This is a genomic window from Phenylobacterium sp. (assembly GCF_031360265.1).
Taxonomy (GTDB): domain Bacteria; phylum Pseudomonadota; class Alphaproteobacteria; order Caulobacterales; family Caulobacteraceae; genus Phenylobacterium.
In genome coordinates this window covers 1-23,466 of sequence record NZ_JANMBF010000176.1, presented here as the reverse complement: position 1 = coordinate 23,466, position 23,466 = coordinate 1, and the positions used below count along the sequence as shown (strand labels likewise).

Genomic DNA, 23,466 nt, shown 5'->3' with positions numbered 1-23,466 from the left:
CAACTGGGACGACGCGCACTGAAGCCAAGGCCGGAGCCGGGCCGGACCGCCCGCCTTGCCGCATCCGTCGTTAACGGCATAGGTTGATCCCTTGCGCCCCGACCTGCGGCGCGTGCGGGGCATGCGTGGCCGACCTGTTCGTGAGCTACAAGTCCGAGGATCGCCCGTCGGTCAGGCCGCTGGTCGGGGCCCTGACGGCGGACGGGCTGACGGTCTGGTGGGATGCGCAGATCGAGGCCGGCGCCGAGTGGCGCCACGCGATCCAGACCGAGCTGGATCTGGCCAAGTGCGTGCTGGTGGCGTGGACCCGGCGCAGCGTCGGGCCGGAGGGGCGCTTCGTGCGCGACGAGGCGACGCGCGCGTTGCGACGGGGCGTCTATCTGCCGGTGCTGATCGAGAAGGTCGAACCGCCGCTGGGCTTCGGCGAAATGCAGGCGTTGTCGCTTGTCGGGTGGAAGGGCGACAGGGCCGACCCGCGCTACCAGGCGGTGCTGGCGGCGGCGCGCGCCCTGGTGTCAGGCGCCGCGCGGCCGGCGGGCGCCGGGCACGTGGCGGCGGCGCCCGCTGTCGGGCGGCGCGCGATGATCGGCGGCGGGGTAGCGCTGGGGGTTGTGGCCCTTGGGGGGACCGGCTGGTGGCTGAGGGGGCGCGGCGGGGCGCGGACCGACAGCATCGCGGTGTTGCCGTTCGCCAATCTGTCCGGCGATCCGGCCAGGGCCTATTTCTCGGACGGGATCGCCGAAGAACTGCGCAGCGCGCTGGCGAGGATCGCGGGGCTGAAGGTCGCGGCGCGCACGTCGTCGGAGAAGGTGCGCGACGACGACGTCAAGGAGGCCGCGAGCAAACTCAACGTGGCGCATGTGCTGACCGGTAGCGTGCGCAAGGGCGATGGCATGATCCGGGTGGCGGCGCAGCTGGTGGATGGCCGCGACGGGCTGGAGACATGGTCGCAGAGCTATGACCGTTCGGAGGGCGATGCGATCAAGTTGCAGACGGGGATCGCCGAAAGCGTCGCCAATGCGCTCAGCCTGACGCTCGGGACAGCCAAGGCGATGCTGGGCGGGACGACGAACCCGGCGGCCTATGACGCCTATCTGCGGGGTGTCGCGATCCAGACGATCAGCGCGGCCGCGTTCCGCGCAAGGCTCGCCGCGTTCGACGCCGCGATCGCCGCCGACCCGAACTTTGCGGCCGCGCATGCGAACCGGGCTTTCTGGATCGGCATTATTGCGGGAGAATCCTCCCCTGAAGAGTCCGCGGCTCTGCTGGCGGGCGGCAAGGCGGCCTCGGCGCGCGCCATCGCGCTCGCGCCGACGCTGCCGCTCGGCCACGTCGCGCTCGGCAGGGTTCAACAAACGGGCCTCGACCTTCGCGGCGCCGACGCGTCGTATCGCAAGGCGCTGGCCCTGCCGGGCGTGAGCGCTCGCGATCTCAGCACCATCGCGGGGTTCGAAAGCTATCTGGGCCGCGGCGCCGAGGCGCTGGCGCTTGCCGACCGCGCGATCAACCTCGACCCGCTGAACCCGTCCCCGGTGCGGCGGCGGATCGACGTCTTGTATCGAAACAGACAGTATCGCGAGGCGCTGGCCACGACGGCCGTGTACGACCGCGCAAACCCGGATACCCCATCCCATCCCTACCTTACGGCGATGGCGCTGATCTTCAGCGGCGACCCCAAGGCTGCGCTTCCTGTCGCGGCTCGAAGCGAAGAGACCTGGGTGCGCTACACTTGCGAGGCGATCGCCTATGCGAAGCTGGGGGACCAGGCCGGATCCGACCAGGCGCTGGCCGCGCTGAAGGCGATCGACGGCGGATCGACTTACCAGTTGGCGGAAGTCTATGCTGTGCGCGGCGCGCCGGAGCTGGCGTTCGCGCAACTGGCCCGCGCCCTCGCGGTGCGCGACCCCGGGCTGATCGAGCTCAAAACCGACCCCGCGGTCGATTCGCTGCGCGCCGACCCGCGCTTCGCGGCGATCGTGGCAAAGCTAGGGTTCCCCCCCGTCTGAGGGCGCGGTCTCCAGGGAAATGGGCCATTCCGACCGACTCCGACTCCCCAGGGGAACACCGCCGGTAGCCAGGCCGTTGCGGTGGGACGATTTCAGATTTCTGAACGTCAGACACCAACGGAGACGACCCATGCGAACCTTTGCGAAGACCTTGCTGTGTGGCCTCAGCGCCTTCACGCTCTTGGCGGCGGGCGGCGCGGCTTTCGCGCAATCCGCCACCCCCATGAAGGAGGGCGCCATGAAGGAGGGCGCCATGAGCCATGGCGCCATGACCCGCACGCACATGAAGGTGTCCAAGTCCCAGATGCGGACGATGAAGAGGTGTATGGCGATGGGCCACGAAAAGATGATGGCCAACGCCAAGTGCGAGGCCATGGCGGACAAGCACCCCGACATGATGACGTCAGATGGCATGATGAAGTCAGGCGGCATGATGAAGAAGTAGCGGCATTTCGGCAGGCGCCGGGTCCGCGCCTGCCACCGTCGCGCCGGCCCAGTCGTCTTTCTCCCGGCGCAGCCGAGCGCGAAAGACGCTCGGCCTGCGGCCTAACCCCGTCGCAGCCGCTTCCAGCCCAGCCGCAGCAGGGCGGCAAGCGAGACCGCCGCCCAGGCGCCCTCCATGGCCGTGGCCGACAGGTTGAAGCTGGCGGTGAGCAAGGACACCAGGATCAGGCCGGCCCCGACGAAATTGACGCCGAGCGACAGGGCCCGTTTGGGATCCAGCCGGCCCAGGGCGGCGCCGGCGTAGGCGATCAGGATGATCAGGACGCCGACGAGCCCGCCGGCGTCCTGCCAGCTCATCAGAACTTGCGTTCCTGATAGAAGATTTCACCGACCGAATATTTGGCGTTCAGCGAGCTGTCATCGGGCTTGGTGGCCGTGGTGAAGTTGATCGCCGTCGATGAGGCGGCGTCGAGGTGTTCCCAAGACTTCTGCACACGCTTCACACCGTCGGCATTCACCGAGACGTAGTTGGCCTGCAAGATCAGTTCCGGCTGATGGAGGAACGACCAGATGTTGACCGCGCTGACGATCGGCTTGTCCTGGTTCAGCGAGTAGTGAACCTCGCCGCGGCAGACATCCTTGTTGGAGCCGGGCGCGACGATCGTGATGGACGTGTTCTTGTCGGCGGGGTCGAGGGGCATGACCCAGGTGCCGTCGCGGCGGCGGGCGGTGTCACGGGCGTCGCCGGGGTGATCGTTGGGCTCGCGGTCGGGGGGGACGCGTTCGCGGCGGGCGTCGTCGGGGCTGACGCGGCCGCGGTTGCGGCGGGGGCGGCCTGAGCGGGCGCCGCGGGAGCTGGGACAGTCGGGGCGGGCTGGGTTGGGGCGGGCTGGGTTGCGGCGGGCTGGGTTGCGGCGGGCGGAGAGGCCGGCGCCTGGGCATAGGCCGCTGAGGCCATGGCCCCGGCGAGGATCAGCGTGGCGGCGACGGTACGCATGGAGAGTTCCCCTGACGGTAACGAATCATAAAACGGGACCAAGGCGGCGGAGGCAAGGCCCTAAGACGGCGGAATTGCCGCCGTAGGGTCAGCTGACCTCGACCGCATGCTCGGCCAGCACCGTGAAACCTTCGGGGGTCACGTCGGCGAAGCCCCCGCGCACCTCGAAAACCGTCACCTTGCCGTCGTTGTGCACTCGCACGGGACCCTCCCTCAGCGCGCTCATGAACGGCGCATGGCCGGCCAGCACCCCGAAGTCGCCCTCGGAGCCCGGGGCGTCGACCTGATCGACCAGGCCGGCGAACAGCTCGCGTTCCGGCGAGACCAGGGAGAAATGCAGCTTGTCGGCCATGGCGCCTAGGCTTCCGCCGCCAGTTGCTCGGCCTTGCGGACCGCGTCGTCGATGGTTCCGACGTTGTAGAAGGCGGCTTCCGGCAGGTGGTCGTATTCGCCGTCGACCACCGCCTTGAACGAGCGGATGGTGTCTTCCAGGCTGACGAAGATGCCCGGCATGTTGGTGAACTGCTCGGCCACGTGGAACGGCTGGGACAGGAACTTGGAGATCTTCCGGGCGCGCGCGACCGTCAGTTTGTCCTCTTCCGACAGCTCGTCCATGCCCAGGATGGCGATGATGTCCTTCAGCGCCTTGTAGGCCTGCAGGGTCTCCTGGACGCGGCGGGCGACGCCATAGTGCTCCTCGCCGATGACCAGGGGGTCCATGATCCGCGAGGTCGAATCCAGCGGGTCCACGGCCGGGAAGATCGCCTGGGCGGCGATGTCGCGGCTGAGCACGGTGGTGGCGTCCAGGTGGGCGAAGGAGGTGGCCGGCGCCGGGTCGGTCATGTCGTCGGCCGGCACATAGATCGCCTGCACCGAGGTGATCGAGCCCTTGTTGGTCGAGGCGATGCGTTCCTGCAGGTTGCCCATCTCGGTGGCCAGCGTCGGCTGGTAGCCCACGGCGGAGGGAATGCGGCCCAGAAGGGCCGAGACCTCGGCGCCGGCCTGGGTGAAGCGGAAGATGTTGTCGATGAAGAGCAGCACGTCCTTGCCCTCCACATCGCGGAAGTACTCGGCCTGGGCCAGGCCGGTCAGGGCGACGCGGGCGCGCGCGCCGGGAGGCTCGTTCATCTGGCCGTAGACCAGGGTGCACTTGGAGCCCTCGCCGCCGCCCGGCAGGTTCACGTTGCTCTCGATCATCTCGTGGTAGAGATCGTTGCCTTCGCGGGTCCGTTCGCCGACGCCGGCCAGCACCGAATAGCCGCCATAGGCCTTGGCGATGTTGTTGATCAGCTCCTGCATGGTCACCGTCTTGCCGACCCCGGCGCCGCCGAACAGGCCGGTCTTGCCGCCCTTGGTGTAGGGGCACAGCAAATCGATCACCTTGATGCCGGTGACCAGGATGTCGGCCGAGGTCGACTGCTCGGCGAAGGACGGGGCCTCGCGGTGGATGGAGGAGGTGAAGGTCGTGGCGATCGGGCCGGCCTCGTCGATCGGCTCGCCGATGACATTCATGATCCGACCCAGCGTCGCCGGTCCCACCGGCACGGTGATCGGCATGCCGGTGTCGAACACCGCCTGGCCGCGGGTCAGGCCCTCGGTGGTGTCCATGGCGATGGCGCGCACGGTGTTCTCGCCCAGGTGCTGGGCGACCTCGAACACCAGGCGGAAGGGGGCGCCGGTCCGCTGGTCGGTGTTGGTGGTTTCCAGCGCGCTCTGGATCGCCGGCAGGTGGCCGTCGAACTCGACGTCAACGACGGCGCCGATGATCTGCACCAGGCGGCCGGTGGCGACGGCCTTGGCGGTCGCGGGGGCCGACTTCGCTGCGGCCTTGGCGGGAGCTTTGGCAGCGGGCTTCTTGGCGGCGGGCTTCTTGGCGGTCGTGGTGGCCATGGTTGTCTCTTTCGACTTTCGACTAGAGCGCTTCGGCGCCGGAGATGATCTCGATCAGCTCCTTGGTGATCTGCGCCTGGCGTGAACGGTTGTACTTCAGGGTCAGCGCCGAGATCATGTCGCCGGCGTTGCGGGTGGCGTTGTCCATGGCGGTCATCTGGGCCGCGTAGAACCCGGCCTGATTCTCCAGCATGGCGGAGAAGATCTGGGTGGTGATATTGCGGGGCAGCAGCTCTTCGAGGATCGTCTCCTCGTCGGGCTCATATTCATAGACCGCGCCCTTCAGGTCGATGCCCGCGACGCTGTCGTGGCCGCCACTGCGGATCTCGGTCGGGATCAGCTGGACGCCGGTGGGGGTCTGGGTCACCACCGATTTGAATTTCGAGAAATAGAGTGTGACCACGTCCACCTGGCCGGCGTCGAACAGCTCGCGGATCTTGGCCGAGGCTTGCTCGGCGACCGCCAGGGACGGGTTGCCGCCCGCCTCGAGGGCGCCCACCGAGCGATCCAGCCGGCGCAGCTGGTCGCGGGCCTTGCGCCCGACCGTCAGCACCCGGACATCCTTGCCCTGGGCCAGCAGGCTGTTGATGCGCTCGCGCGCGACGCGGACGATGGAGGAATTGAAGCCCCCCGCCAGGCCGCGGTCCGAGGTCGCCACCACGACCAGGTGGCGCTGGTCGGAGCCCGTGCCGACCAGCAGCTTCGGCGCGCCTTCGCCGGAAACCCCGGCGGCGAGGTTGGCGATCACCGCCGCCATGCGCTCGGCATAGGGTCGTGCGTTCTGCGCCGCGTCCTGCGACCGGCGCAGTTTGGCCGCGGCGACCATCTGCAGGGCTTTCGTGATCTTCTGCGTGGCTTTCACGCTTCCGATCCGATTGCGCATCTCTTTGAGGCTGGCCATCGCCTAGGTCCTGATCCCCGCGCCCGGCTTCAGGCGAAGGTCGAGACGAAGGCGGCCAGCACGGCCTTCAGGTCGTCCTCGATGGTCTTCAGATCCTTCTCGATGCGGATCTTGTCGAGCATCGCCTGGTGTTTGCCGTGCAGGTGCGCCAGGAGCTCGGTCTCGAAGCGGCGCACCTGGTTGACGGCGACGCCGTCGAGGTAGCCGCGGGTGCCGGCGTAGATCACGCAGACCTGTTCCTCGACCGACTGTGGCGCGTACTGGGGCTGTTTCAGGAGCTCGGTCAGCCGTTCGCCGCGCGCCAGCTGGCGCTGGGTGGTGACGTCGAGGTCGGAGCCGAACTTGGCGAAGGCGGCCATTTCCCGGTACTGCGCCAGCTCGCCCTTGATCGGCCCGGCGGCGGTCTTCATGGCCTTGATCTGCGCCGAGGAGCCCACGCGGCTCACCGAGATGCCGACGTTCACGGCCGGGCGGATGCCCTGGAAGAACAGGTCGGTCTCCAGGAAAATCTGGCCGTCGGTGATCGAGATCACGTTGGTCGGGATATAGGCCGAGACGTCGTTGGCCTGGGTCTCGATCAGCGGCAGGGCGGTCAGCGAACCGGAGCCGTTGTCCTCGTTCAGCTTGGCCGCGCGCTCCAGCAGGCGGCTGTGCAGATAGAAGACGTCGCCCGGATAGGCCTCGCGGCCCGGCGGGCGGCGCAGCAGCAGCGACATCTGGCGATAGGCCACGGCCTGTTTGGAAAGGTCGTCATAGATGATCACCGCGTGCATGCCGTTGTCGCGGAACCACTCGCCCATGGCGCAGCCGGAGAACGGCGCCAGGAACTGCAATGGCGCCGGCTCCGACGCCGTGGCGCAGACCACGATGGTGTAGTCCAGCGCGCCGCGCTCCTCGAGCGTCTTGACGATCTGGGCGACGGTGGAGCGCTTCTGGCCGATGGCGACGTAGATGCAATAGAGCTTGGCGCTCTCATCCGTGCCGGCGTTGATCGCCTTCTGGTTCAGGATGGTGTCGATGGCCACCGCGGTCTTGCCGGTCTGGCGGTCCCCAATGATCAGCTCGCGCTGGCCGCGACCCACCGGGATCAGGGTGTCGATGGCCTTCAGGCCGGTCTGCACGGGCTCATGCACGGACTTGCGCGGAATGATGCCGGGGGCCTTGACGTCGACACGGCGACGTTCGGCGATATTGGTCAGGGGACCCTTGCCGTCGATCGGCTCGCCCAGCGGATTGACCACCCTGCCCAGCAGGCCCTTGCCCACCGGCACATCGACGATTTCGCCGAGCCTGCGGACTTCGTCGCCTTCCGAGATCGCCTGGTCCTGGCCGAAGATCACGATGCCGACGTTGTCGCGCTCGAGGTTCAGCGCCATGCCCTTGACGCCGGCCTTGGTGAACTCGACCATCTCGCCGGCCTGGACATTGTCGAGTCCGAAGACGCGGGCGATGCCGTCGCCGACCGACAGCACCTGGCCGACGTCGGAAACGTCGGCCTCTTCGCCGAAATTGGCGATCTGCGACTTGAGGATGGCCGAGATTTCGGCGGCGCGGATATCCATGGATCTTACGCTCTCTTGAGGGCGAATTTAAGGGAGTCGAGCTTCGACTTGAGCGAAGCGTCGAACAGGCGGGAACCGACCTGCACCTTGATGCCGCCGAGAATGGCGGGATCGACGCGGGTGGCGATTTCGGGATCCTTGCCCAGCGCCTGGCGCAGGGCCGCGGCCACGCCCTTGGCCTGGGCGGCGCTCAGTGGGACGGCGGTTGTGACCTGAGCGGAGACCGCGCCCCGGGCCTTGGCCGACAGCGCCTCATAGCCGGTGATCACCGAGGCCAGGGCCGCGACCCGGCCATTGGCGGCCAGCAGGCCCAGGAATTTCTTGGTCGTGGCGTTGAACTTCGCGGCCGTGGCGATGGCGGCCAGGCCCTTGGCCTTGTCGGCGGCGGCGAACGCCGGGGAGCCCACCAGGACGCGCAGGTCCCTGGACTGCGCCAGCGCGGTCTTCAGCGACTTCAGGTCAGCCTCGACGGCCGCGACCTGGCGCTGCTCGCTCGCCAGATCGAACAGGGCTTTGGCGTACCTGGAGCCCACATTCGATAGCTTGGAATCGTCCGCCAATTGCCTGCCCGTCCGGTGCGTCTAGAGAGCCGCTGGCGACGATCGTCGCTGCAGCCTTAAAGGCTTGAAAGCGCTTGGAAAAAGCACTTCGGTCCGAAAGGTCTCATGAACCCCTGTCCCAAAGCCGCGCGCCTGATAGCACGCGATCTGTGGCGCCGCAACACGGGGCGACCGCGCGCGGGCCCGACGAATTGTCACGGAGCCAATGCGTTTAGGGTCTAGGGCGACCTGGAGGTTTCCCAGCCCAGCCACAGGGCGATAGCGGCCAGGGCCACGGCGAAACCACGATCGAGCCACCGCCGCCGGGAACCTGTGGTCCAGCCAGCAAGGGCGGGCCGCGCGCTCCCTGCAGCCAGGACAATCGCGCCGTGCACAGTCACGCTGACGGCGATGTGGATCATCCCAAGGGTTAGGGCCTGCAGCGCGGGATCGCCCCTGGCGGGGTTGGTGAAGCCGGGCAGGAGGGCGATGTAGAAGACGGCCGCCTTCGGGTTGAGGAGGTTGGCCACCAGGCCGCGGGCGAACAGCCGGCTTGGGTCCGGCGAGGCAAGCGCGTGGCTCGGCGAGGTTTCCCCGCCGCCTCGCCAGGTGTCGGTGGCCAACCACAGGAGATAGACCACGCCGGCCCACCGCAGGGCCGCGTAGATCAAAGGCGCGCGCAGAATGGCTTGGCCAAGACCGGCCACCGCCAGCAGCATGTAGAAAGCAAGCCCGCAGGTGACGCCGGCGACGGTGGTCAGGCCGGCCCGGCGACCCCACCGGGCTGCCACCATGGCCAGGTAACCCATGTTCGGTCCCGGCGTCAGTTCGATCAGCAGGATCGCCAGGAGGAAGCCCGGCAACAGCTCCGGATCGAACGGCAGGCGAATGACGACCTCCTCGCGGTCTCCAGCCGTCCGCTCGCGGCGGAATCGCCGCCGAGGCTCTGGCTTGGCATCAAGGGCCGAGACGCTCGCACCGAGGCATGCCGGCCGCCAGAAAAAAAGAGGGGCGCCGGTGGAAGCCGACGCCCCTTCAGGTTTCAGAAGCTCGACAACAGAGCTGCTGGGAGATGGATGTGCGGGCTAGCTACTTGGCCATCGGGGCCGTGCCGGCGCGGGCGACGACGACACTGTTGCAGGCGCCCAGACGGGTGTCGTCCATCGGCTTCGAGGCCGTAAACGAGGTCACCGTGCCGAACTTGGCGGCGATGATCTTGCAGGTGGCCGAGCCGAAGGTGGCGGACATCGGCGACAGGGCCGTACAGGCGTCGGCTTCACAGACGAACATCGCCTCGCCGGCGATGAGCTTGGTCTTGGCGGCCACCGGCTGGGCCAGTTTGGCGACAATCGGTTCAGCGGCGAAGGCCGGGGCGGCGGAAAGGGTGACAACGGCCGCGCAGGCGGCCGCAAGGGTAAGGAGCTTCATCAAGAGCCCTCCAACGGTTCGGGGAGTGGGCGGCGCCCCTGCTCAAGGCGCCGGCCCTGTTCGCCGCGTGGGATCGCTTCGGGTATCCCCACCCTTGGCGCGCCACGAACTGAGCAACGCTAAGATAACACTGTTAAGATGGCCGGCAACCGCTATTTTCGTCGGGCGGCTATACGGTAGCGAAGAGTCCGCTTGGCAGGCGCCATGCCTATGTGGGCGCGCAAACGTGCGGCAATCGCAGTCCGGCCGACGCCGCCGCCCGGACCTTTGCAGGGAGCGCCTACTCCGCCGGGGCCGATAGGGTCGGACCGCGCCGTTGCATCACCAGATGGCAGATGGCCGGCAGGATGAAAAGCGTAAGCAGGGTCGAGGTGACCAGGCCACCGATCACGACCGTGGCCAGCGGTTTCTGGACTTCGGCGCCGGTGCCATGGGCGATCGCCATGGGCACGAATCCGAGCGCGGGAATCAGCGTCGTCATGAGCACCGGCCTCACCCGCTGGAGCGCGCCCTGGATGATTGCCGTGTCGAGATCCGCGCCGTCGTCGAGCCAGCGCCGGAAGGCGCCGATCAGCACCAGGCCGTTGAGCACCGCGACGCCGGAAACCGTGATGAACCCCACCGCCGCCGAGACGGAAAAGGGAATGCCTCGCAGCGCAATGGCGAACACGCCTCCGGCGAGAGCCAGCGGCACCGCGGTGAAGACCGTCGCCGCGAGGCTGGCGCTCCCGAGTGCCAGGTAGAGGACGATGAAAATCAGCACGAAACAGACCGGCGCAACGAGAGCCAGTCGCGCCGTGGCCGCCTGCAGGTTCTGGTACTGGCCGCCCCATTCGATGAACATCCCGGCCGACAGCTTCACATCGCGTTGGATGCGTTCGCGAGCTTGGGTCACGAACGAGCCGAGATCGCCGCCGCTGACGTTGGCCTCGACGTAGAGGCGCCGCTTACCGTTGTCGCGGCTGACCTCGTTCAGGCCTTCGGTGAAGTTGAAGCGCGCGAGCTGTCGCAGCGGCACGGAGGCGCGAGTTCTGCCGTCGACCGCCGGCAGCATGATCGGGATGGACCCAAGGGCGTCGAGATCGCTGCGCTTCTCCGTGGGGAGGCGCACCACCACGTCGAAGCGCCGGTCACCCTCGAACAGCTGGCCGGCGGCGCGTCCGCCCAACGCCGTCGACACGGTGTCGGCCACATCCTGCATGGTGAGGCCGTAGCGCGCGATGGCGTCGCGGTCGAAGGCGATGTCGAAGGTCGGGAAGCCCTGCGTTTGCGCCACCCGCACGTCTATGGCGCCGGGAATCTTCCGCAGCACGGCCGCGATGTGGTTGCCGGCCAGAGCCAGCTCTTGGAGATCGTCACCGTAGATCTTGACCGCGATGTCGCTTCGCACGCCGCCGATCAGCTCGTTGAAGCGCATCTCGATGGGCTGGGTCATATCGTAGGCGTTACCGACCATGGGCGCCATCGCCTCGCGGATGCGCGCCATCACCTGCGACTTGGTCCTCACCCCGGCCGGCCAGTCCTTCTTCGGCTTCAGGATGACGTAGTTGTCCGAGGCGTTGGGAGGCATCGGGTCGGCCGCCAGGCTGGCGGTGCCGGCCTTGGAGTAGACCGTCTTGACTTCCGGCAGGGCCAGCAGGGCCCTCTCAATAGGCAGGTCGAGCGCCAGCGACTGGTCGACGGATGTCGAGGGGATGCGCACCGACGACAGGTTGAGGTTCTGCTCGTCCAGTGTCGGCAGGAATTCCCGGCCAAGGAAGAAAAAGGTCACAACCGCTGCGGCGAACACACCGGCGGCGGCGGCGATGAAGGGCCAGGGACGCGCGATGGAGCGTCGCAGCCACGGCTCATAGAACGCCTTGATCCCGACGATCGCGGGGACCTCTTTCTCGCTGACCTTCCCGCTCACCGCCAGTGCGACCATCGCGGGCACGAAAGTCAGCGACAGAACGAATCCGGCCGCCAACGCCAGCATCAGGGTCAGCACCATGGGTGAGAACATCTTGCCCTCCACCCCCTGGAAGGTCAGGCAGGGGACGAAGACCAGGAAGATGACAGTCTGTCCGAAGACGGTGGGCCGAACCATTTCCTGCGAGGCGTCGATCACCTCGTCGAGCCGCTCGGAGAGGCTCAGCAGGCGGCCTTCGCTGTGCTGCCGCGCGGCCAGCCGCCGAAGACAGTTCTCGACGACGATCAGTGAGCCGTCGATAACCAGGCCGAAGTCCAACGCCCCCAGACTCATCAGGTTGCCGGAGATCTTCAGAGTGTTCATGCCGATGGCGCTGAGCGCCATGGAGAGCGGGATCACCAGGGTGGCGATCAGGGCAGCGCGCCAATTGCCGAGGATGGCGAACAGGGCGACGCTGACCAGCAGCGCACCCAGGGTCAGATTCTCCGTGACGGTGGTGATCGTGGCGACGACCAGTTGCGAACGATCAAGCGTCGGTATGGCCACGACGCCTGCCGGCATCGTCGCCTGGATGGCCTTTAGCTTCACGCCCACGCCGTGGGCCACGGCGCGGCTGTTCTCGCCAACCAGCATCAGCGCGCTGCCGACCACGGTTTCATAGCCGTCGCGGCTTGCCGCCCCGCGGCGCAGCTCCCCGCCGGCGCGCACATGGGCCACGTCGCGGACCGCCACCGGCACGCCGTCGCGGGTGGCGACCGCCGCGCGAGCGATCTCGTCCATGGTTCGAATACGGGCGTCGGCGCGGACGAGGTAGGCCTCGCCGGAGCGTTGGATGAAGTCCGCGCCCACGGAGAGGTTGGCCTTCTTCAGGCCCTCCGCCAGATCGGCGTAGGATATCCCGTAAGCGGCAAGCTTCACCGGGTCCGGCTCGACCACATACTGCTTCACAAAGCCCCCGAGGGAATCCACGTCGGCGACACCCGGGACGGTGCGCAGTTGCGGGCGCACGATCCAGTCCTGGACAGTGCGCAGGTAGGCGACCTGGGACGTGTTGTCGGCCAGTCGCTCGCCGTCGGCGGTCAGGAACGACCCGTCGCTCTGCCAGCCCGGTTGCCCGTCGCGGATGGTCGCGCCCCTGCCGCCGGGGTTGGCGAACTCGACGCTGTAGTGGAACACCTCGCCAAGGCCGGTCGATAGCGGCCCCATTTCAGGCTCGGCCCCGTCGGGCAAGTTGGGTCGGGCCCGCGCCAGGCGCTCGGCCACCTGCTGGCGCATGAAATAGAGGTTGGCGTCTTCCTTGAAGATCGCCGTCACCTGGCTAAATCCGTTGCGCGAAAACGATCGTGTGCTTTCCACCCCGGCGAGGCCCGAAAGCGCGGTCTCGATGGGGAAGGTGACACGCTTCTCGACCTCGACCGGGCCGAGGGTTCCGATGACGGTGTTGATCTGGACCTGCTTGTTGGTGATGTCGGGCGTGACATCGATCGGAAGCTTGGTCAGCTGCCACACCCCAAACGCCGCCACGATGACGGTGGCGGTGACGATGAGCCAGCGCGCGCGGACCGCGTAGGTGATGATGCGACCGATCATTTCGCCGACCCCGCGCCCTTGCTGAACTCGGCCTTCAGCAGGAAGGCGTTGCGCGTCGCGATGTTCTGCCCGACCCGCAGGCCCGCCGAGATCGATGCGCGGCCGGCGCTGCGCGAGGTCACGACGACTGGCTGCACGATGAAGCCCTTGGCGCTGCGCACGAAGACCACGTCGTGGCCCTCGAGGCTCTGGACGGCCTCATCGGGAATGACGACGCCACCGGGCCCCGCAGCCCTCGGCAGGATCCGGGCCTGCAGGGTGACGCCTGGCGTCAGCGGCGCAGCGGCAGCGGTCGGGACCAGCACCACCGTGGCGGCGCGGCTCTGCGCGCTGAGCGTCGGGGTCACGGAGCGGACTACGGCGTTGACAGTATCGCCCGCCGGCGTCGTCAGCACCGCGGCGTCTCCCGGCGCGATGCGCGCGGCGTCGGCTCCCGTGACCGCGGCCTCGACCTGCACGAATCGCACATCGGCGACGCGGAAGAGTTCGGTCTCGGGCCGCACATAGGCGCCCAGCGCGATGGCCTGGGCGGTGATCCGTCCGGAAAGCGGGCTCGCCACCGACGCCGAACGGCCGTCGCCGGCCACCCGCACGGCCGCGGCGGCGTTGCCCGCCCGGCGCGCCTCGGCTTCAGCCACGACCAGCTCGGCTTGCGCGGTCTCCAGATCCTGGCGGGCGGTGACGTGCTGGTCGAACAGGTGTTGTTCGCGGGTCGCGATCTTGCGGGCGAGCGCCGCCTTGGCGTCGGCCACGGAGCGATCGGCCGCCGCGCCGGCGGCTTCACGGCTCTCGATGAGCGCCAGAACTTCGCCGGCCCGCACCGGATCCCCCAGGCGCTTGGTCAGCCGGGTGACTGTGCCGGCCGCATGCGCGGTGACGACGGCCTCGCCATTGGGAGCGGGGGCGACGGTCGCGGGCGCGAGCACCTCGGCGGTCAGGTTCCCGGCCGTGACCGGCTGGACGACGATCGAGGCGGTGGCGAGGTAAGCCGCCGGGAGTTCCAGCGTCCGCGGTCCGTTGGCGGCCACCGCCGACGCGCCGGCCGGTGCGGTTGCGGGCCGGGCGGTGAACCTGGCGATGCCGAAGCCGGCCCCGACCGCCAGGACGGCGACGGCGGCGGTCGTCAGGACGCGCCGGTTGCGCGCCTCATGGGAAGTCATGTGGCTAGTCTCCAAATGGAATGCGGCCGGCCAGACGCGCCAACACGGCCTCTGCACGGATGCGGGCGAGTTGGACCTCGACCAGGCGGGTCTGGGCTTCGACGAGGGCGCGGCGCGCGGCCGACAGTTCGAGCAGGGACGTCCTTCCGGCCTCATAGCCGATGCGCGTGAGGCGATAGGCTTCGCGGGTCGCCGCCTCGCCCTCCACGGCGGCGTCTAGCCGCACGTCGCCTGCGCTGGTTTGCGCCGCGGCGGCGCGCCACTCGGCCTCGGCCTCAAGCCGCGCGCCGTTCAGCCGCGCCTCGGCGGCGGAAAGCTGGGCGGTCGCGGCGGCCACGGCGCCGCGGTTGCGGTCGAACAGCGGCAACGGCGCGGAGACTCCCGCCATCAGGGCGGTGTCGCCGTTGTCCTCATACCGGCGAGCGCCCACACGCAAGGTGATGTCCGGAATCGCTCGGGTCCGCTCGACCCGGATCCGGCGGACGGCGGCCTCCCGCTCGGCCTGGGCGACCGCCACGGCCGGCGCGCCGGCCGGAAGCTGCGCCGGCGCTCCACGCAGGCTCGCGGCGGCGTTCAACAGCGAGACATCGATGCTGCTAAAGGGCTCTGGCGCGCCGACAAGGGCCGACAGGCGCGCCATGGCTTCAGCCGCGTCGGCCCGCGCCGCCTGAAACTCAGCGTCCGCAGCCGTCGCCGCCGCCTGCGCCTGCAAGGCGCGCAGCCCGGCCTGGCGACCGGCGTCTACCAGCGCGCGGGTCGCGCGCAAGTCCTCCCGCGCCCGCGCCCGGTCGTCGGCGAGCAGGGCGACGCGTCGCTGCGCGGCTTCGGCGACCGCATAGGCGTTGGCCAGGTCGTATGCGAAGTCGGCCTGAGCCTGACGGTCGCGGGCTGCGGCGGTGGAGAGGTCGGCCCGACCGGCGTCCGTCCTCGCCGCCCGCTTACCACCCAGCTCGAACGCCTGGCTGACCGACAGGGTGCTCTGGCGCTGCGGGATACCGGTCTGATCGCGTCGACCGATGTCCTCGACATCCAACCCCACGACCGGGTTTGGCCGGGCGCCGGCCTGCTCCGCCATGCCCTTTGCGGCACGCACATTGGCCGCGCTCTCACCGAGCCTGGGACCCTGGCCCTGAGCCTGGCGAAGCAGGACGGCATAGGGTGGCGCGGGCGCCGCCGCCGCAGCCAGCGGGCACAGCCAGGCCAGGGCGACCGCCGAGGCGGCGATCACCCCCGTCCTTCGGTGTCTTCCACGACAAGCGTGCGTTGGCCGCGTGGGGCGGCCGCCGGAATTCATAGGCATGGTAAAGTGTCTCGCAAACGCTCGTGGCAAGGCGCGCCGCGTCGCGGGACGCGGGCGTTCAGGTCAGGTTCGCGGCGTCTTTGGGAGGGCGCTCGAGCCCTCCGGGTCGCACACCCGGTGCGCCGGCCGCGGAATGTACGCGGAGCGTCAGTTCCGCCCGCGAAATGATCACGCCGGCCTCGGCTCCGCCGCTGAGCGCCCCCACGGGCAAGTCGGCATGGTTGTGGCCTGCCGCGGGCGGGTGATCGGCGGGAGCGCTCCCCCGGTCGTGATCGCCGTCCGGGGTCTGACGATCGGCGTGGTGGTCAGCTTCGGCGATGCCCAGCCCGAGCGTCAGGCTAGGCTGATGGGCCGGGTGGACGGTGTGCTGAGCGGCGTCGCCGACGCTAGCGGCCGAAACGCCGGCGAAGATGACCGATAGCGCAACGCAGAGCGTCGCGACCAGCATCCGCAGCCGTGGCTCCAGGTTCCGTCTCACGGCGCAATGCTTATTGAGGTGCGCAGGCTGTGGCAAGGCGGCGCTTCGAACGGCGGCGCTGGTCGCCGGCGTCATCGCTGGCGACGGGCCGGCCACCGGTGTCAACCACGCGGCGGAAACCACCGTGATGTGTGCTGATCTTCAGCCGACAGGTGCGCGCCGCAACTGTTCCCTGTCTCGCCGTTCCTCGGGCTTGAGGTCTAGCCGCCGGCCGCCTTGATCGCCGCGTCCATCTCCTCGATCGTGTGATAGCCGGGCTCCATGGCCTTGCCGTTGATCACGAAGGTCGGCGTGGAGTTGATGTGATCGTTGCGGCTGTGGCGTTCGACGCGGTCGTTCAGCGCCTGGATGGCCTTCTCGTCATTAATGCATTTGTTGAAGCTGTCCTCGGTCATGCCCACCGACTTGGCGATGTCCAGCAGGGTCTCGCGCGGCGCGGCGAAGGCCTGCTCCTGATTCTTGAAGACCGCCTCGTTGACCGCGAAATACTTGTCCTTGCCGGCGCAGCGGGCGACCAGGAAGCCTGAGGCCGCCACCGCCACCTCCGCCCCGCCGCCCACCAGCATCTCGCGGAACACGTAGTGAATCTTGCCGGTGTCGATGTATTTGGCCTTGAACGCCGGGAACACCTCGCGGTCGAACTTGGCGCACACCGGACAGCCGACCGAGGCATATTCCGCCACCGTGATCTTGGACTGGGCATTGCCCATCGACATGTCGTCGGGCAGCGCGCCGCCGCCGGAGCCGGAGCCGGAGGAACAGGCCGACACGCCGAACATCGCCAGCGCCAGCAGCAGCGCAATCCTGATCCGCAACATCGTGGGCTCTCCAAGGAACGTCGGCCCGATCATGGGGCTCGCAAGGGCCATACCTCAGGGGCCGATGTGACGGAAGCTTGGCTTGCAGGCAAGGCGCGCGCCGGGAGAGGGCGGAGGCGGCGGGCGCGTCGGCGTTCATGTCTCGTCAACCTTGTGGCGTGCTTGTCTGCGGAGCTATGGGTCGCGCCGGGGTCGGGGCGGCTTTCGATCACGGGACGACCAGCACGATGGCCAAAGCGCAGTCGCCGGGCGCCGGACCGGGCGAGCCCCGCCACCGATCGCCGCTTCGGGCGATGGTCTATTGGACTCTGGTGCTTGGAGTCTGGCTGCTGATCTTCACGGTGGCCTTCTTCGCGGTCTTCTCCGTCGACCTGCCCGACACCTCCAAGCTCTATGAGGTCAAGCGCCAGCCCTCGATCTCCTACCTCGACCGCTCCGGCGGCCTGGTGGCGGTGCGCGGCAGCCAGTACGCCCCACCGGTCGATCTCGACAAGCTGCCGGCCTATGTGCCCAAGGCCTTCGTGGCCATCGAAGACCGCTGGTTCTACTGGCACTTCGGCTTCAACCCGTGGGGCATCGCGCGCAGCCAGATCTACGACTGGACCCATCGGGGCGGTCCCTTGCGCGGCGGCTCGACCATCACCCAGCAGCTGGCCCGCAACCTCTTCCTGACGCCCAACCAGACCTATCGGCGCAAGGCCCAGGAACTGATCCTGGCGGTCTGGCTGGAGGCCAAGTTTTCCAAGAAGCAGATCCTCGAGCTCTATCTGAACCGGGTCTATTTCGGGGCCGGCGCCTATGGGATCGAGGCCGCGTCGCAGCGCTATTTCAACAAGCCGGCCGCCCAGCTGACGCTCGGCGAAAGCGCCCTGCTGGCCGGGATGATGAAAGGTCCCTCGCGCTATTCGCCGGTGGTCGCCACCGACCGCGCCGCGCGCCGCGCCACCATCGTGCTCGACGAGATGGTCCGCATCCACGCCATCACCGCCGAGCAGCGCGACCAGGCCTTCGCCGTCAAGATCCGGGTCAATCCGGTGCTGGCCAACCAGCGGGCGCAATATTTCACCGACTGGGTGGACGACCAGGTCCGCCATCTGGTCGGCGAGCCCACCGAGGACCTGATCGTCGAGACCACGCTGGACCTGCCGCTGCAGGCCGCGGCCGAGCGCGCGCTGCAGGCGGGTGTCGCGGCCGCCGAGGGCCAGGGCGTGCGGCAGGCCGCGCTCGTCTCGCTGGATGGCGAGGGCCGGGTCCGCGCCTACGTCGGCGGGGTCAATTACCAGCAGAGCCAGTACGACCGCGCGACCCAGGCGCGCCGCCAGGCCGGATCGGCCTTCAAGCCCTTCGTCTACCTCACCGCCATGGAGGCCGGTCGCACGCCGGACACGCCGGTGGTCGATGAGCCGGTGACCATCGGGACCTGGACCCCGCGCAATTACACCGGCCGCTATCTCGGGCCGATCACCCTGGAGGTGGCGCTCAAGGAAAGCATCAACACCGTGGCCGCGCGCCTGGGCAGCGAGGTCGGGACCTCGAACGTCGCGGCGACCGCGCACCGGCTCGGCATCGACTCAGCCATCCAGCTCGATCCCTCGATGGCGCTGGGCGCGGTGGAGGTCAGCCCGCTGGAAATGGCCCAGGCCTACGCGCCGTTCGCCAACGGCGGCCTCTATGCCAAGGGCTACGGCATCGAGCGCATCCGCACGACCTCGGGCCGGGTGCTGTTCGATCACAACGTCGGCGGCGGCGCGCGCCGCTCGGTGATCAGCCAGCCGGCGCTGTCCTATATGGTGCGGATGATGCGGGGCGTGATCGCCTCGGGCACCGGGACCAGGGCCAACGTCAAGGGCTTCGACCTCGCCGGCAAGACCGGCACCACCAGCGACTACCGCGACGCCTGGTTCATCGGCTACACCGGCGGCTTCGTCACCGCCGTCTGGGTGGGCAAGGACGACAACACCCCGATGAGGAAGGTCACCGGCGGCGGCCCGCCGGCGGCCATCTGGCGCGCCTTCATGACCGAGGCCCTGCCGCGCCTGACCGCCGGGCCGATCCCCGGCGGCGAGCCGCCCCCGCCCGAAGATCCGACCGCCGACCCCCTGGGCGCGATCCTGGGCGGCGTCAGCGACCTGCTGCACGGCGACCACGAGGCCGAACCCCCGCCCGCCGCGCCGCAGCCCCGCCCCACCCCCAGCCCCAGCCCCGACGAAGCGCCGCACTGAAGCCTCTCAGACCGTCACCATGGCCGCCCGGGTGTGGTCGTCGGCGGGGAACAGCAGTTCGAGGCGCAGGTCGCGCACGGTCACGTCCTCGCTGGTGCCGAAGTGGACGATGGTCGACAGAAACCGCAATGGCTGACCCGCTGTGTTGAGGACCAGGGGTATCAGCGGCCGGCGCGGCGTCGTCGCGGCGGCGGCCGGATAGCGCGCCCGGGCGGCGTCGAGCCCCGCCACCAGGCCCGCCAACACCGGATCGTCGCCCGCCTCCAGCGCCTCCAGCCGCAGGCGCGCGGACATTTCCTCCAGCACCTCGGCGAGGTTGCCGATCGCCAGCGCCGCCAGGGGGTTTTCGGCCAGCATCCGCACGACGTTCATCTCGCCCGTCCCGTCGTCCAGTGGCGCCAGCAGGGCGCGGGCCGCCGGATTGGCGTCGAGCACCGTCCAGTGGCGGTTGACCAGCAGGGCCGGATTGGGCGCATGCCGCGCCATCATCTCGGTGAGGATCGCCCGCAGCGGCGCCAGGGCCTCCGAGGCCAGCGGCGAGGCTGGGAACATCGGCGCGAACCCCGCCGCCTGCAGCAACGCGTTGCGCGCGCCCAGCGGCGCCAGCAGGCCGGCCGCCAGCCGCAGTACCATGTCGCGGCTCGGCCGCGCGCGGCCGGACTCCAGGAACGACAGGTGCCGGGCCGAGACGTCGCACCCAAGCGCCAGGTCCAGCTGGCTCATCCGCCGCGCCGCGCGAAAGCGGCGCAGGGCGGCGGCGAAGGGGCCGGCCTCGGTCGGCTGCGGGGCGACGCGCGCGAACATCAGGCATGGTCGCAGATGGCGGCAGGGGCTGTCGATAACCTCGCAGGTAATTGCAACCCTGACCTCCGCGGCGCCACCCTCTCCTCAAGCTTTGGAAAGGGAGACGGCGATGCAGGGATTTTGGAAGCGATGGATGACGGGCTGGTGCGGGGTGGTGCTGGCGTTCGGCGCGATCCTGGCGCTGGTCGCCTGGCCGGCGACGGACGGCCCAGGGCGGTTTGTCTTTGCGCTGATCGGCCGCGATCCCGCCACCGACGCCCTGTTGGGCCAGCCCGGCATGCGGTTCGCCGTCGGCCTGATGGGCGCCTTGACCATCGGCCTGGGGCTGATGGTCTACGGCTCGGTCCGCGCCGAGGCCGGAGCGGTCGGCTGGAGGTCGGTCACCCGGGCCATGGCGGTCTGGTTCGTCATCGACAGCACCATCTCGATCGTCACCGGCTTTCCGCTGAACGCGGTCTCGAACACCCTGCTCATGGCCGGCTATCTGGCGCCCGTTCTGGGCGCCGGTGTCCTGTCACCCCGCCAACCCCTCGTCTGAGGCGCCAGAAAATGACCGAAGTCAGATCCCCCGCCGAAATCGTAAGGGCCTTCCTGGCCGCCATGGCCGTCAAGGACTACGACGCCGGCCTGCGCTACATCTCCGAGACCTGCGAATACACCAACATTCCGATGTCCACGGTTCACGGACCCGACGGCGTGCGGGGCGTCCTGGAGCCGTTCTTCGCGCCCACGCTGGAAAATGAATTTCTCATCCTGCGCCAGGTGGCCGATGGCCCCGTCGTGTTCACCGAGCGGCTGGACCGGCACCGGCTGCCTGACGGCTGGGTCGAGCTTTCCGTCACCGGGGTCTGGGAGGTGCGCGATGGCCAGATCACCGTATGGCGCGACTACTTCAACGCCGCCACCATCCTGGAAGTGTGGCCGGCGCCATAGAGGGCAGAATGGTCGGTTCCGCGTCTCAGGCGGCGATGCCGGCCTCGCTCAGCCATTCGAGGATCTTCTGCTTGGGCATGGCGCCGACCTTCATCGAGGCCATCTGGCCGTCCTTGAACAGCATCATCGTCGGGATGCCGCGCACGCCATAGCGCGACGGCGTGGTCGGGCTTTCCTCGATGTTGAGCTTGGCCACCGTCACCCTGGCGCCCAGTTCCTCGGAGATCTGTTCGAGCGCCGGCGCGATCTGCTTGCAGGGTCCGCACCACTCCGCCCAGAAATCGACCAGCACCGGGCCGGTGGCCTGCAGGACGTCCTTGTCGAAGGACTCGTCGGTCACCTTGACGGTGCTCATGGGTATCTCCTTGACCGCCGGCGGCCGTTGCAAACGCAGGCCCGCCGAACTTGATCCGCCGATGTAGGGCGACCCTGCGTCGGTATCAACCGCCCCACGCCAGCCCGGCGAGACTTTGGGTCAGCAGGTTTTCTGGGATCGGCATCAGCTTGGGACCATCGGTCCACACCAGCGCGGCCTCGATGGCGTGACCCGGGAAGACATCGGCCAGCACCGCGGCGTAGATCGCCATCTGGCGCAGATAGGCCGGGTCGCAATCCTCGATGCGGGCGGGCGAGGGCCGGCTGGTCTTGAAGTCGGCGACCAGCACGCGGCTCGGCAGCACCACCAGGCGGTCGATGCGGCCGGAGATCTTCAGCCCCGGCGGCAGGGCCCTGGCCGATCCGGCGATGGCCACCTCGGCGCGGCTGCCCGGCCCGAACACCTCGGCGAAGCGGTGATCGGTCAGCACCGCCAGGGCGGCGGCGGCCATCTCCGCGCGCTGCGGCCCGGTCAGGTCGCCTTCGCGGTCCAGCAAGGCGGTCGCGCTGCGCGCCCAGGTCGCGGCCGGCAGGTCCGGCAGGATCTGCAGCAGGCGGTGGATCAGGTCGCCGCGCCGGAAGCGGCCGAGTCCGCCCGCGCTGGCCAGCGGCGACGGCGCGGCGACCCTGGCGGCTTCGCCCAGGTCGGACGGCGACGCATAGCGGGCAAAGGCCTCGATCGGCGCCGGGGATCTGGCCCAGGCGGGCGGGGCGGCCGGCGACGCGACCGCCAGAACGCCGCCGGGCCGGGGCCGCGGATCTGGCCCAAAACGCTGGAACCGCAGCGCGCCCTGCTCAAGGGTCCGCACCCCGGGCGCGATGGCCGGGCTGGCGAACGCCTCGGCCAGCGCGCCCCACCAGCCCTTCAGACTGTCCACCTTGACGTCGGCGCCCACCCGCCCGCACAGCACCAGCCGGTCTCGGGCGCGGGTCAGGGCCACATAGAGAAGGCGGAAGGACTCCTGCTCCTCGCGCTCGGCCCGCCATTCGCGCGCCGCCGCCGAGGGGTCGCAGTCGCGCTCCTTCGAGGAACACCACAGAAAGCCGCCATCCTGCGTCTCCAGCAGCGGCGAGCCGCGGGCCGACCTGGTGATGGTGGTCTCCGGCAGAAAGACGATCGGCGCTTCCAGCCCCTTGGCGCCATGGGCGGTCATCACCCGGACCTGGCCGGCCGGCGCCTCCATCTCCCGCTTCACAACGATGTCCAGCCGCGCCAGGCCGTCGGCCAGGCTTTCGAGGTCGTTCAGCCCGCGTCGCTCGGCCGCCAGCACCTGGACCAGGAACTCGTCGAGCGCCTCCTGCGCCTCGGCGCCCAGGCGCTGCAGGATGCGGTTGCGCAGCGAGCGGCCGTCGGCGTCGGACCGCCCCAGCAGGCCGGAATAGAACTCGAACGGCCGCACGGTGAAGGCGGTGGCGAGGGCCGCGTCCAGAACCGCCAGCGCCGCCGCCCATTCCGCGTGCTCGGCGCCGCGCGCCCGCAGCCGCCGCCACAGGCTGTCCTCGCCGCGCGCGTAACCCAGGTTGTAGAGGTCGTCATCGCAAAGGCCGCACAGCGGACACTTCAGCAACGCCGCCAGCATCAGGTCGTCGTCGGGAAACAGCGCGAAACGGGCGAGCGCCAGCAGGTCGTCGAAGACAATGTGCTTGGAGAGCGCCAGCCGGTCGGCGCCGGCCACCGGAATGCCCGCGTGCTTCAAGGCCCGCAGGATATCCTCGAACAGCGCGCGCCGCCGCCGCACCAGGATCAGCACATCGCCGGCGCCGGCCGCGCGCCAGACGCCGCGCTGGCCATCGACCGCCAGATCCTTGTCGAACACCGCGTCGCCCCGGTCGATCAGCGCCTTGATCTCCCCGGCGATCTTTTTGGCCAGCCGACGGTTGGCGCTCGTGTCCCCCTCGGCGTCGAGCGGCGCGTCCCAGGCCAGGCGGTCGTCGCCCGTCGCCTCGACCTCCGGTTCCCAGAGATCGATGCAGCCATTGTCGGCTTTCCGTTCGGCGATGTGGACCACCGGCTCGGGTTCGATCCGCGGCTGGATGGCCTGGCGAAGCCCCGCCGGGCTGAATACGGCATCGACGAACGACAGCACCTGCGGGGTGGAGCGGAAGGAGG

21 protein-coding genes and 1 pseudogene are annotated in these 23,466 nt (G+C 69.1%); 5 read left to right on the top strand and 17 right to left on the bottom strand.

Annotated features, from left to right (window positions below):
* The first annotated feature begins 125 nt into the window (after nucleotides 1-125).
* Both RMN86_RS16135 and RMN86_RS16130 read left to right on the top strand, forming a co-directional pair.
* Nucleotides 126-2,006 (top strand): TIR domain-containing protein, encoded by a 1,881-nt coding sequence (locus tag RMN86_RS16135; RefSeq protein WP_309606880.1) that lies wholly within the window; start codon nucleotides 126-128, stop codon nucleotides 2,004-2,006.
* A gap of 130 nt (nucleotides 2,007-2,136) precedes the next feature.
* A complete protein-coding gene (locus tag RMN86_RS16130; RefSeq protein WP_309606879.1) occupies nucleotides 2,137-2,451 on the top strand; it encodes a hypothetical protein in 315 nt (104 codons plus the stop codon).
* 101 nt (nucleotides 2,452-2,552) lie between these two features.
* On the opposite strand, the gene RMN86_RS16125 is transcribed toward RMN86_RS16130, so the two are convergent.
* The 14 genes from RMN86_RS16125 to RMN86_RS16060 all read right to left on the bottom strand — a co-directional run bounded on the left by RMN86_RS16125 (nucleotide 2,553) and on the right by RMN86_RS16060 (nucleotide 17,022).
* Nucleotides 2,553-2,807 (bottom strand): hypothetical protein, encoded by a 255-nt coding sequence (locus RMN86_RS16125; RefSeq protein ID WP_309606878.1) that lies wholly within the window; start codon nucleotides 2,805-2,807, stop codon nucleotides 2,553-2,555.
* Nucleotides 2,807-3,151 carry a hypothetical protein gene (locus RMN86_RS16120; protein ID WP_309606877.1) on the bottom strand — a complete coding sequence of 115 codons (345 nt, stop codon included), beginning with the start codon at nucleotides 3,149-3,151 and terminating at the stop codon, nucleotides 2,807-2,809. The genes RMN86_RS16125 and RMN86_RS16120 overlap by 1 nt, the downstream gene beginning before the upstream one ends.
* A 384-nt stretch (nucleotides 3,152-3,535) precedes the next feature.
* Nucleotides 3,536-3,799 (bottom strand): ATP synthase F1 subunit epsilon, encoded by a 264-nt coding sequence (locus tag RMN86_RS16115; protein WP_309606876.1) that lies wholly within the window; start codon nucleotides 3,797-3,799, stop codon nucleotides 3,536-3,538.
* Nucleotides 3,800-3,804: 5 nt separating this feature from the next.
* A complete protein-coding gene (gene atpD / locus RMN86_RS16110) occupies nucleotides 3,805-5,337 on the bottom strand; it encodes a F0F1 ATP synthase subunit beta (RefSeq protein ID WP_309606875.1) in 1,533 nt (510 codons plus the stop codon).
* A gap of 22 nt (nucleotides 5,338-5,359) precedes the next feature.
* Nucleotides 5,360-6,238, bottom strand: a complete 879-nt coding sequence (locus RMN86_RS16105) for a F0F1 ATP synthase subunit gamma (RefSeq protein ID WP_309606874.1) — start codon at nucleotides 6,236-6,238, stop codon at nucleotides 5,360-5,362.
* Between the two features lie 29 nt (nucleotides 6,239-6,267).
* Nucleotides 6,268-7,800: a F0F1 ATP synthase subunit alpha gene (gene atpA, locus RMN86_RS16100; RefSeq protein WP_309606873.1), complete on the bottom strand. Its 1,533-nt coding sequence runs from the start codon at nucleotides 7,798-7,800 to the stop codon at nucleotides 6,268-6,270.
* 5 nt (nucleotides 7,801-7,805) lie between these two features.
* Nucleotides 7,806-8,360: a F0F1 ATP synthase subunit delta gene (locus RMN86_RS16095; protein WP_309606872.1), complete on the bottom strand. Its 555-nt coding sequence runs from the start codon at nucleotides 8,358-8,360 to the stop codon at nucleotides 7,806-7,808.
* A 218-nt stretch (nucleotides 8,361-8,578) separates the two neighbouring features.
* A complete protein-coding gene (locus RMN86_RS16090; protein WP_309606871.1) occupies nucleotides 8,579-9,202 on the bottom strand; it encodes a LysE family translocator in 624 nt (207 codons plus the stop codon).
* Nucleotides 9,203-9,428: 226 nt separating this feature from the next.
* Nucleotides 9,429-9,767, bottom strand: coding sequence for a CC_3452 family protein (locus RMN86_RS16085; RefSeq protein WP_309606870.1), 339 nt, complete (start codon nucleotides 9,765-9,767; stop codon nucleotides 9,429-9,431).
* A gap of 280 nt (nucleotides 9,768-10,047) precedes the next feature.
* Entirely contained in the window at nucleotides 10,048-13,266 is a 3,219-nt protein-coding gene (locus RMN86_RS16080) for a CusA/CzcA family heavy metal efflux RND transporter (protein WP_309606869.1), read from the bottom strand.
* Nucleotides 13,263-14,426, bottom strand: a complete 1,164-nt coding sequence (locus tag RMN86_RS16075) for an efflux RND transporter periplasmic adaptor subunit (protein ID WP_309606868.1) — start codon at nucleotides 14,424-14,426, stop codon at nucleotides 13,263-13,265. The genes RMN86_RS16080 and RMN86_RS16075 overlap by 4 nt, the downstream gene beginning before the upstream one ends.
* A gap of 4 nt (nucleotides 14,427-14,430) precedes the next feature.
* Nucleotides 14,431-15,654: a TolC family protein gene (locus tag RMN86_RS16070; protein ID WP_309606867.1), complete on the bottom strand. Its 1,224-nt coding sequence runs from the start codon at nucleotides 15,652-15,654 to the stop codon at nucleotides 14,431-14,433.
* Between the two features lie 130 nt (nucleotides 15,655-15,784).
* Nucleotides 15,785-16,174 carry a hypothetical protein gene (locus RMN86_RS16065; protein ID WP_309606866.1) on the bottom strand — a complete coding sequence of 130 codons (390 nt, stop codon included), beginning with the start codon at nucleotides 16,172-16,174 and terminating at the stop codon, nucleotides 15,785-15,787.
* Between the two features lie 230 nt (nucleotides 16,175-16,404).
* Nucleotides 16,405-17,022, bottom strand: a complete 618-nt coding sequence (locus RMN86_RS16060; RefSeq protein ID WP_309606865.1) for a DsbA family protein — start codon at nucleotides 17,020-17,022, stop codon at nucleotides 16,405-16,407.
* 227 nt (nucleotides 17,023-17,249) lie between these two features.
* Between RMN86_RS16060 and RMN86_RS16055 the strand changes: the two are divergent.
* Nucleotides 17,250-19,244: pseudogene (locus tag RMN86_RS16055) on the top strand (transglycosylase domain-containing protein).
* 6 nt (nucleotides 19,245-19,250) lie between these two features.
* Here RMN86_RS16055 and RMN86_RS16050 read toward each other — a convergent pair.
* Nucleotides 19,251-20,048 carry a helix-turn-helix transcriptional regulator gene (locus RMN86_RS16050; RefSeq protein ID WP_309606863.1) on the bottom strand — a complete coding sequence of 266 codons (798 nt, stop codon included), beginning with the start codon at nucleotides 20,046-20,048 and terminating at the stop codon, nucleotides 19,251-19,253.
* Nucleotides 20,049-20,157: 109 nt separating this feature from the next.
* On the opposite strand from RMN86_RS16050, the gene RMN86_RS16045 reads away from it, so the two are divergent.
* Both RMN86_RS16045 and RMN86_RS16040 read left to right on the top strand, forming a co-directional pair.
* Nucleotides 20,158-20,586, top strand: coding sequence for a hypothetical protein (locus RMN86_RS16045; RefSeq protein WP_309606862.1), 429 nt, complete (start codon nucleotides 20,158-20,160; stop codon nucleotides 20,584-20,586).
* 11 nt (nucleotides 20,587-20,597) lie between these two features.
* A complete protein-coding gene (locus RMN86_RS16040) occupies nucleotides 20,598-20,981 on the top strand; it encodes a limonene-1,2-epoxide hydrolase family protein (RefSeq protein WP_309606861.1) in 384 nt (127 codons plus the stop codon).
* 25 nt (nucleotides 20,982-21,006) lie between these two features.
* Here the strand turns inward: RMN86_RS16040 and trxA are convergent, their stop codons facing one another.
* On the bottom strand, nucleotides 21,007-21,336 hold the full coding sequence (trxA, locus tag RMN86_RS16035) for a thioredoxin (protein WP_309606860.1): 330 nt from the start codon (nucleotides 21,334-21,336) through the stop codon (nucleotides 21,007-21,009).
* Nucleotides 21,337-21,421: 85 nt separating this feature from the next.
* Nucleotides 21,422-23,466, bottom strand: a 2,045-nt coding sequence (locus RMN86_RS16030; protein ID WP_309606859.1) for a 3'-5' exonuclease, incomplete at its 5' end; no start/stop codon positions are given.

Coding starts and splice junctions, on each gene's coding strand:
- RMN86_RS16050 (WP_309606863.1), bottom strand. CDS start 20,048: ATGTTCGCGCGCGTCGCCCCGCAGCCGACCGAGGCCGGCCCCTTCGCC.
- RMN86_RS16125 (WP_309606878.1), bottom strand. CDS start 2,807: ATGAGCTGGCAGGACGCCGGCGGGCTCGTCGGCGTCCTGATCATCCTG.
- atpD (WP_309606875.1), bottom strand. CDS start 5,337: ATGGCCACCACGACCGCCAAGAAGCCCGCCGCCAAGAAGCCCGCTGCC.
- RMN86_RS16130 (WP_309606879.1), top strand. CDS start 2,137: ATGCGAACCTTTGCGAAGACCTTGCTGTGTGGCCTCAGCGCCTTCACG.
- RMN86_RS16080 (WP_309606869.1), bottom strand. CDS start 13,266: ATGATCGGTCGCATCATCACCTACGCGGTCCGCGCGCGCTGGCTCATC.
- RMN86_RS16105 (WP_309606874.1), bottom strand. CDS start 6,238: ATGGCCAGCCTCAAAGAGATGCGCAATCGGATCGGAAGCGTGAAAGCC.
- RMN86_RS16120 (WP_309606877.1), bottom strand. CDS start 3,151: ATGCCCCTCGACCCCGCCGACAAGAACACGTCCATCACGATCGTCGCG.
- trxA (WP_309606860.1), bottom strand. CDS start 21,336: ATGAGCACCGTCAAGGTGACCGACGAGTCCTTCGACAAGGACGTCCTG.
- RMN86_RS16040 (WP_309606861.1), top strand. CDS start 20,598: ATGACCGAAGTCAGATCCCCCGCCGAAATCGTAAGGGCCTTCCTGGCC.
- RMN86_RS16045 (WP_309606862.1), top strand. CDS start 20,158: ATGCAGGGATTTTGGAAGCGATGGATGACGGGCTGGTGCGGGGTGGTG.
- RMN86_RS16060 (WP_309606865.1), bottom strand. CDS start 17,022: ATGTTGCGGATCAGGATTGCGCTGCTGCTGGCGCTGGCGATGTTCGGC.
- RMN86_RS16115 (WP_309606876.1), bottom strand. CDS start 3,799: ATGGCCGACAAGCTGCATTTCTCCCTGGTCTCGCCGGAACGCGAGCTG.
- atpA (WP_309606873.1), bottom strand. CDS start 7,800: ATGGATATCCGCGCCGCCGAAATCTCGGCCATCCTCAAGTCGCAGATC.
- RMN86_RS16065 (WP_309606866.1), bottom strand. CDS start 16,174: ATGCTGGTCGCGACGCTCTGCGTTGCGCTATCGGTCATCTTCGCCGGC.
- RMN86_RS16075 (WP_309606868.1), bottom strand. CDS start 14,426: ATGACTTCCCATGAGGCGCGCAACCGGCGCGTCCTGACGACCGCCGCC.
- RMN86_RS16085 (WP_309606870.1), bottom strand. CDS start 9,767: ATGAAGCTCCTTACCCTTGCGGCCGCCTGCGCGGCCGTTGTCACCCTT.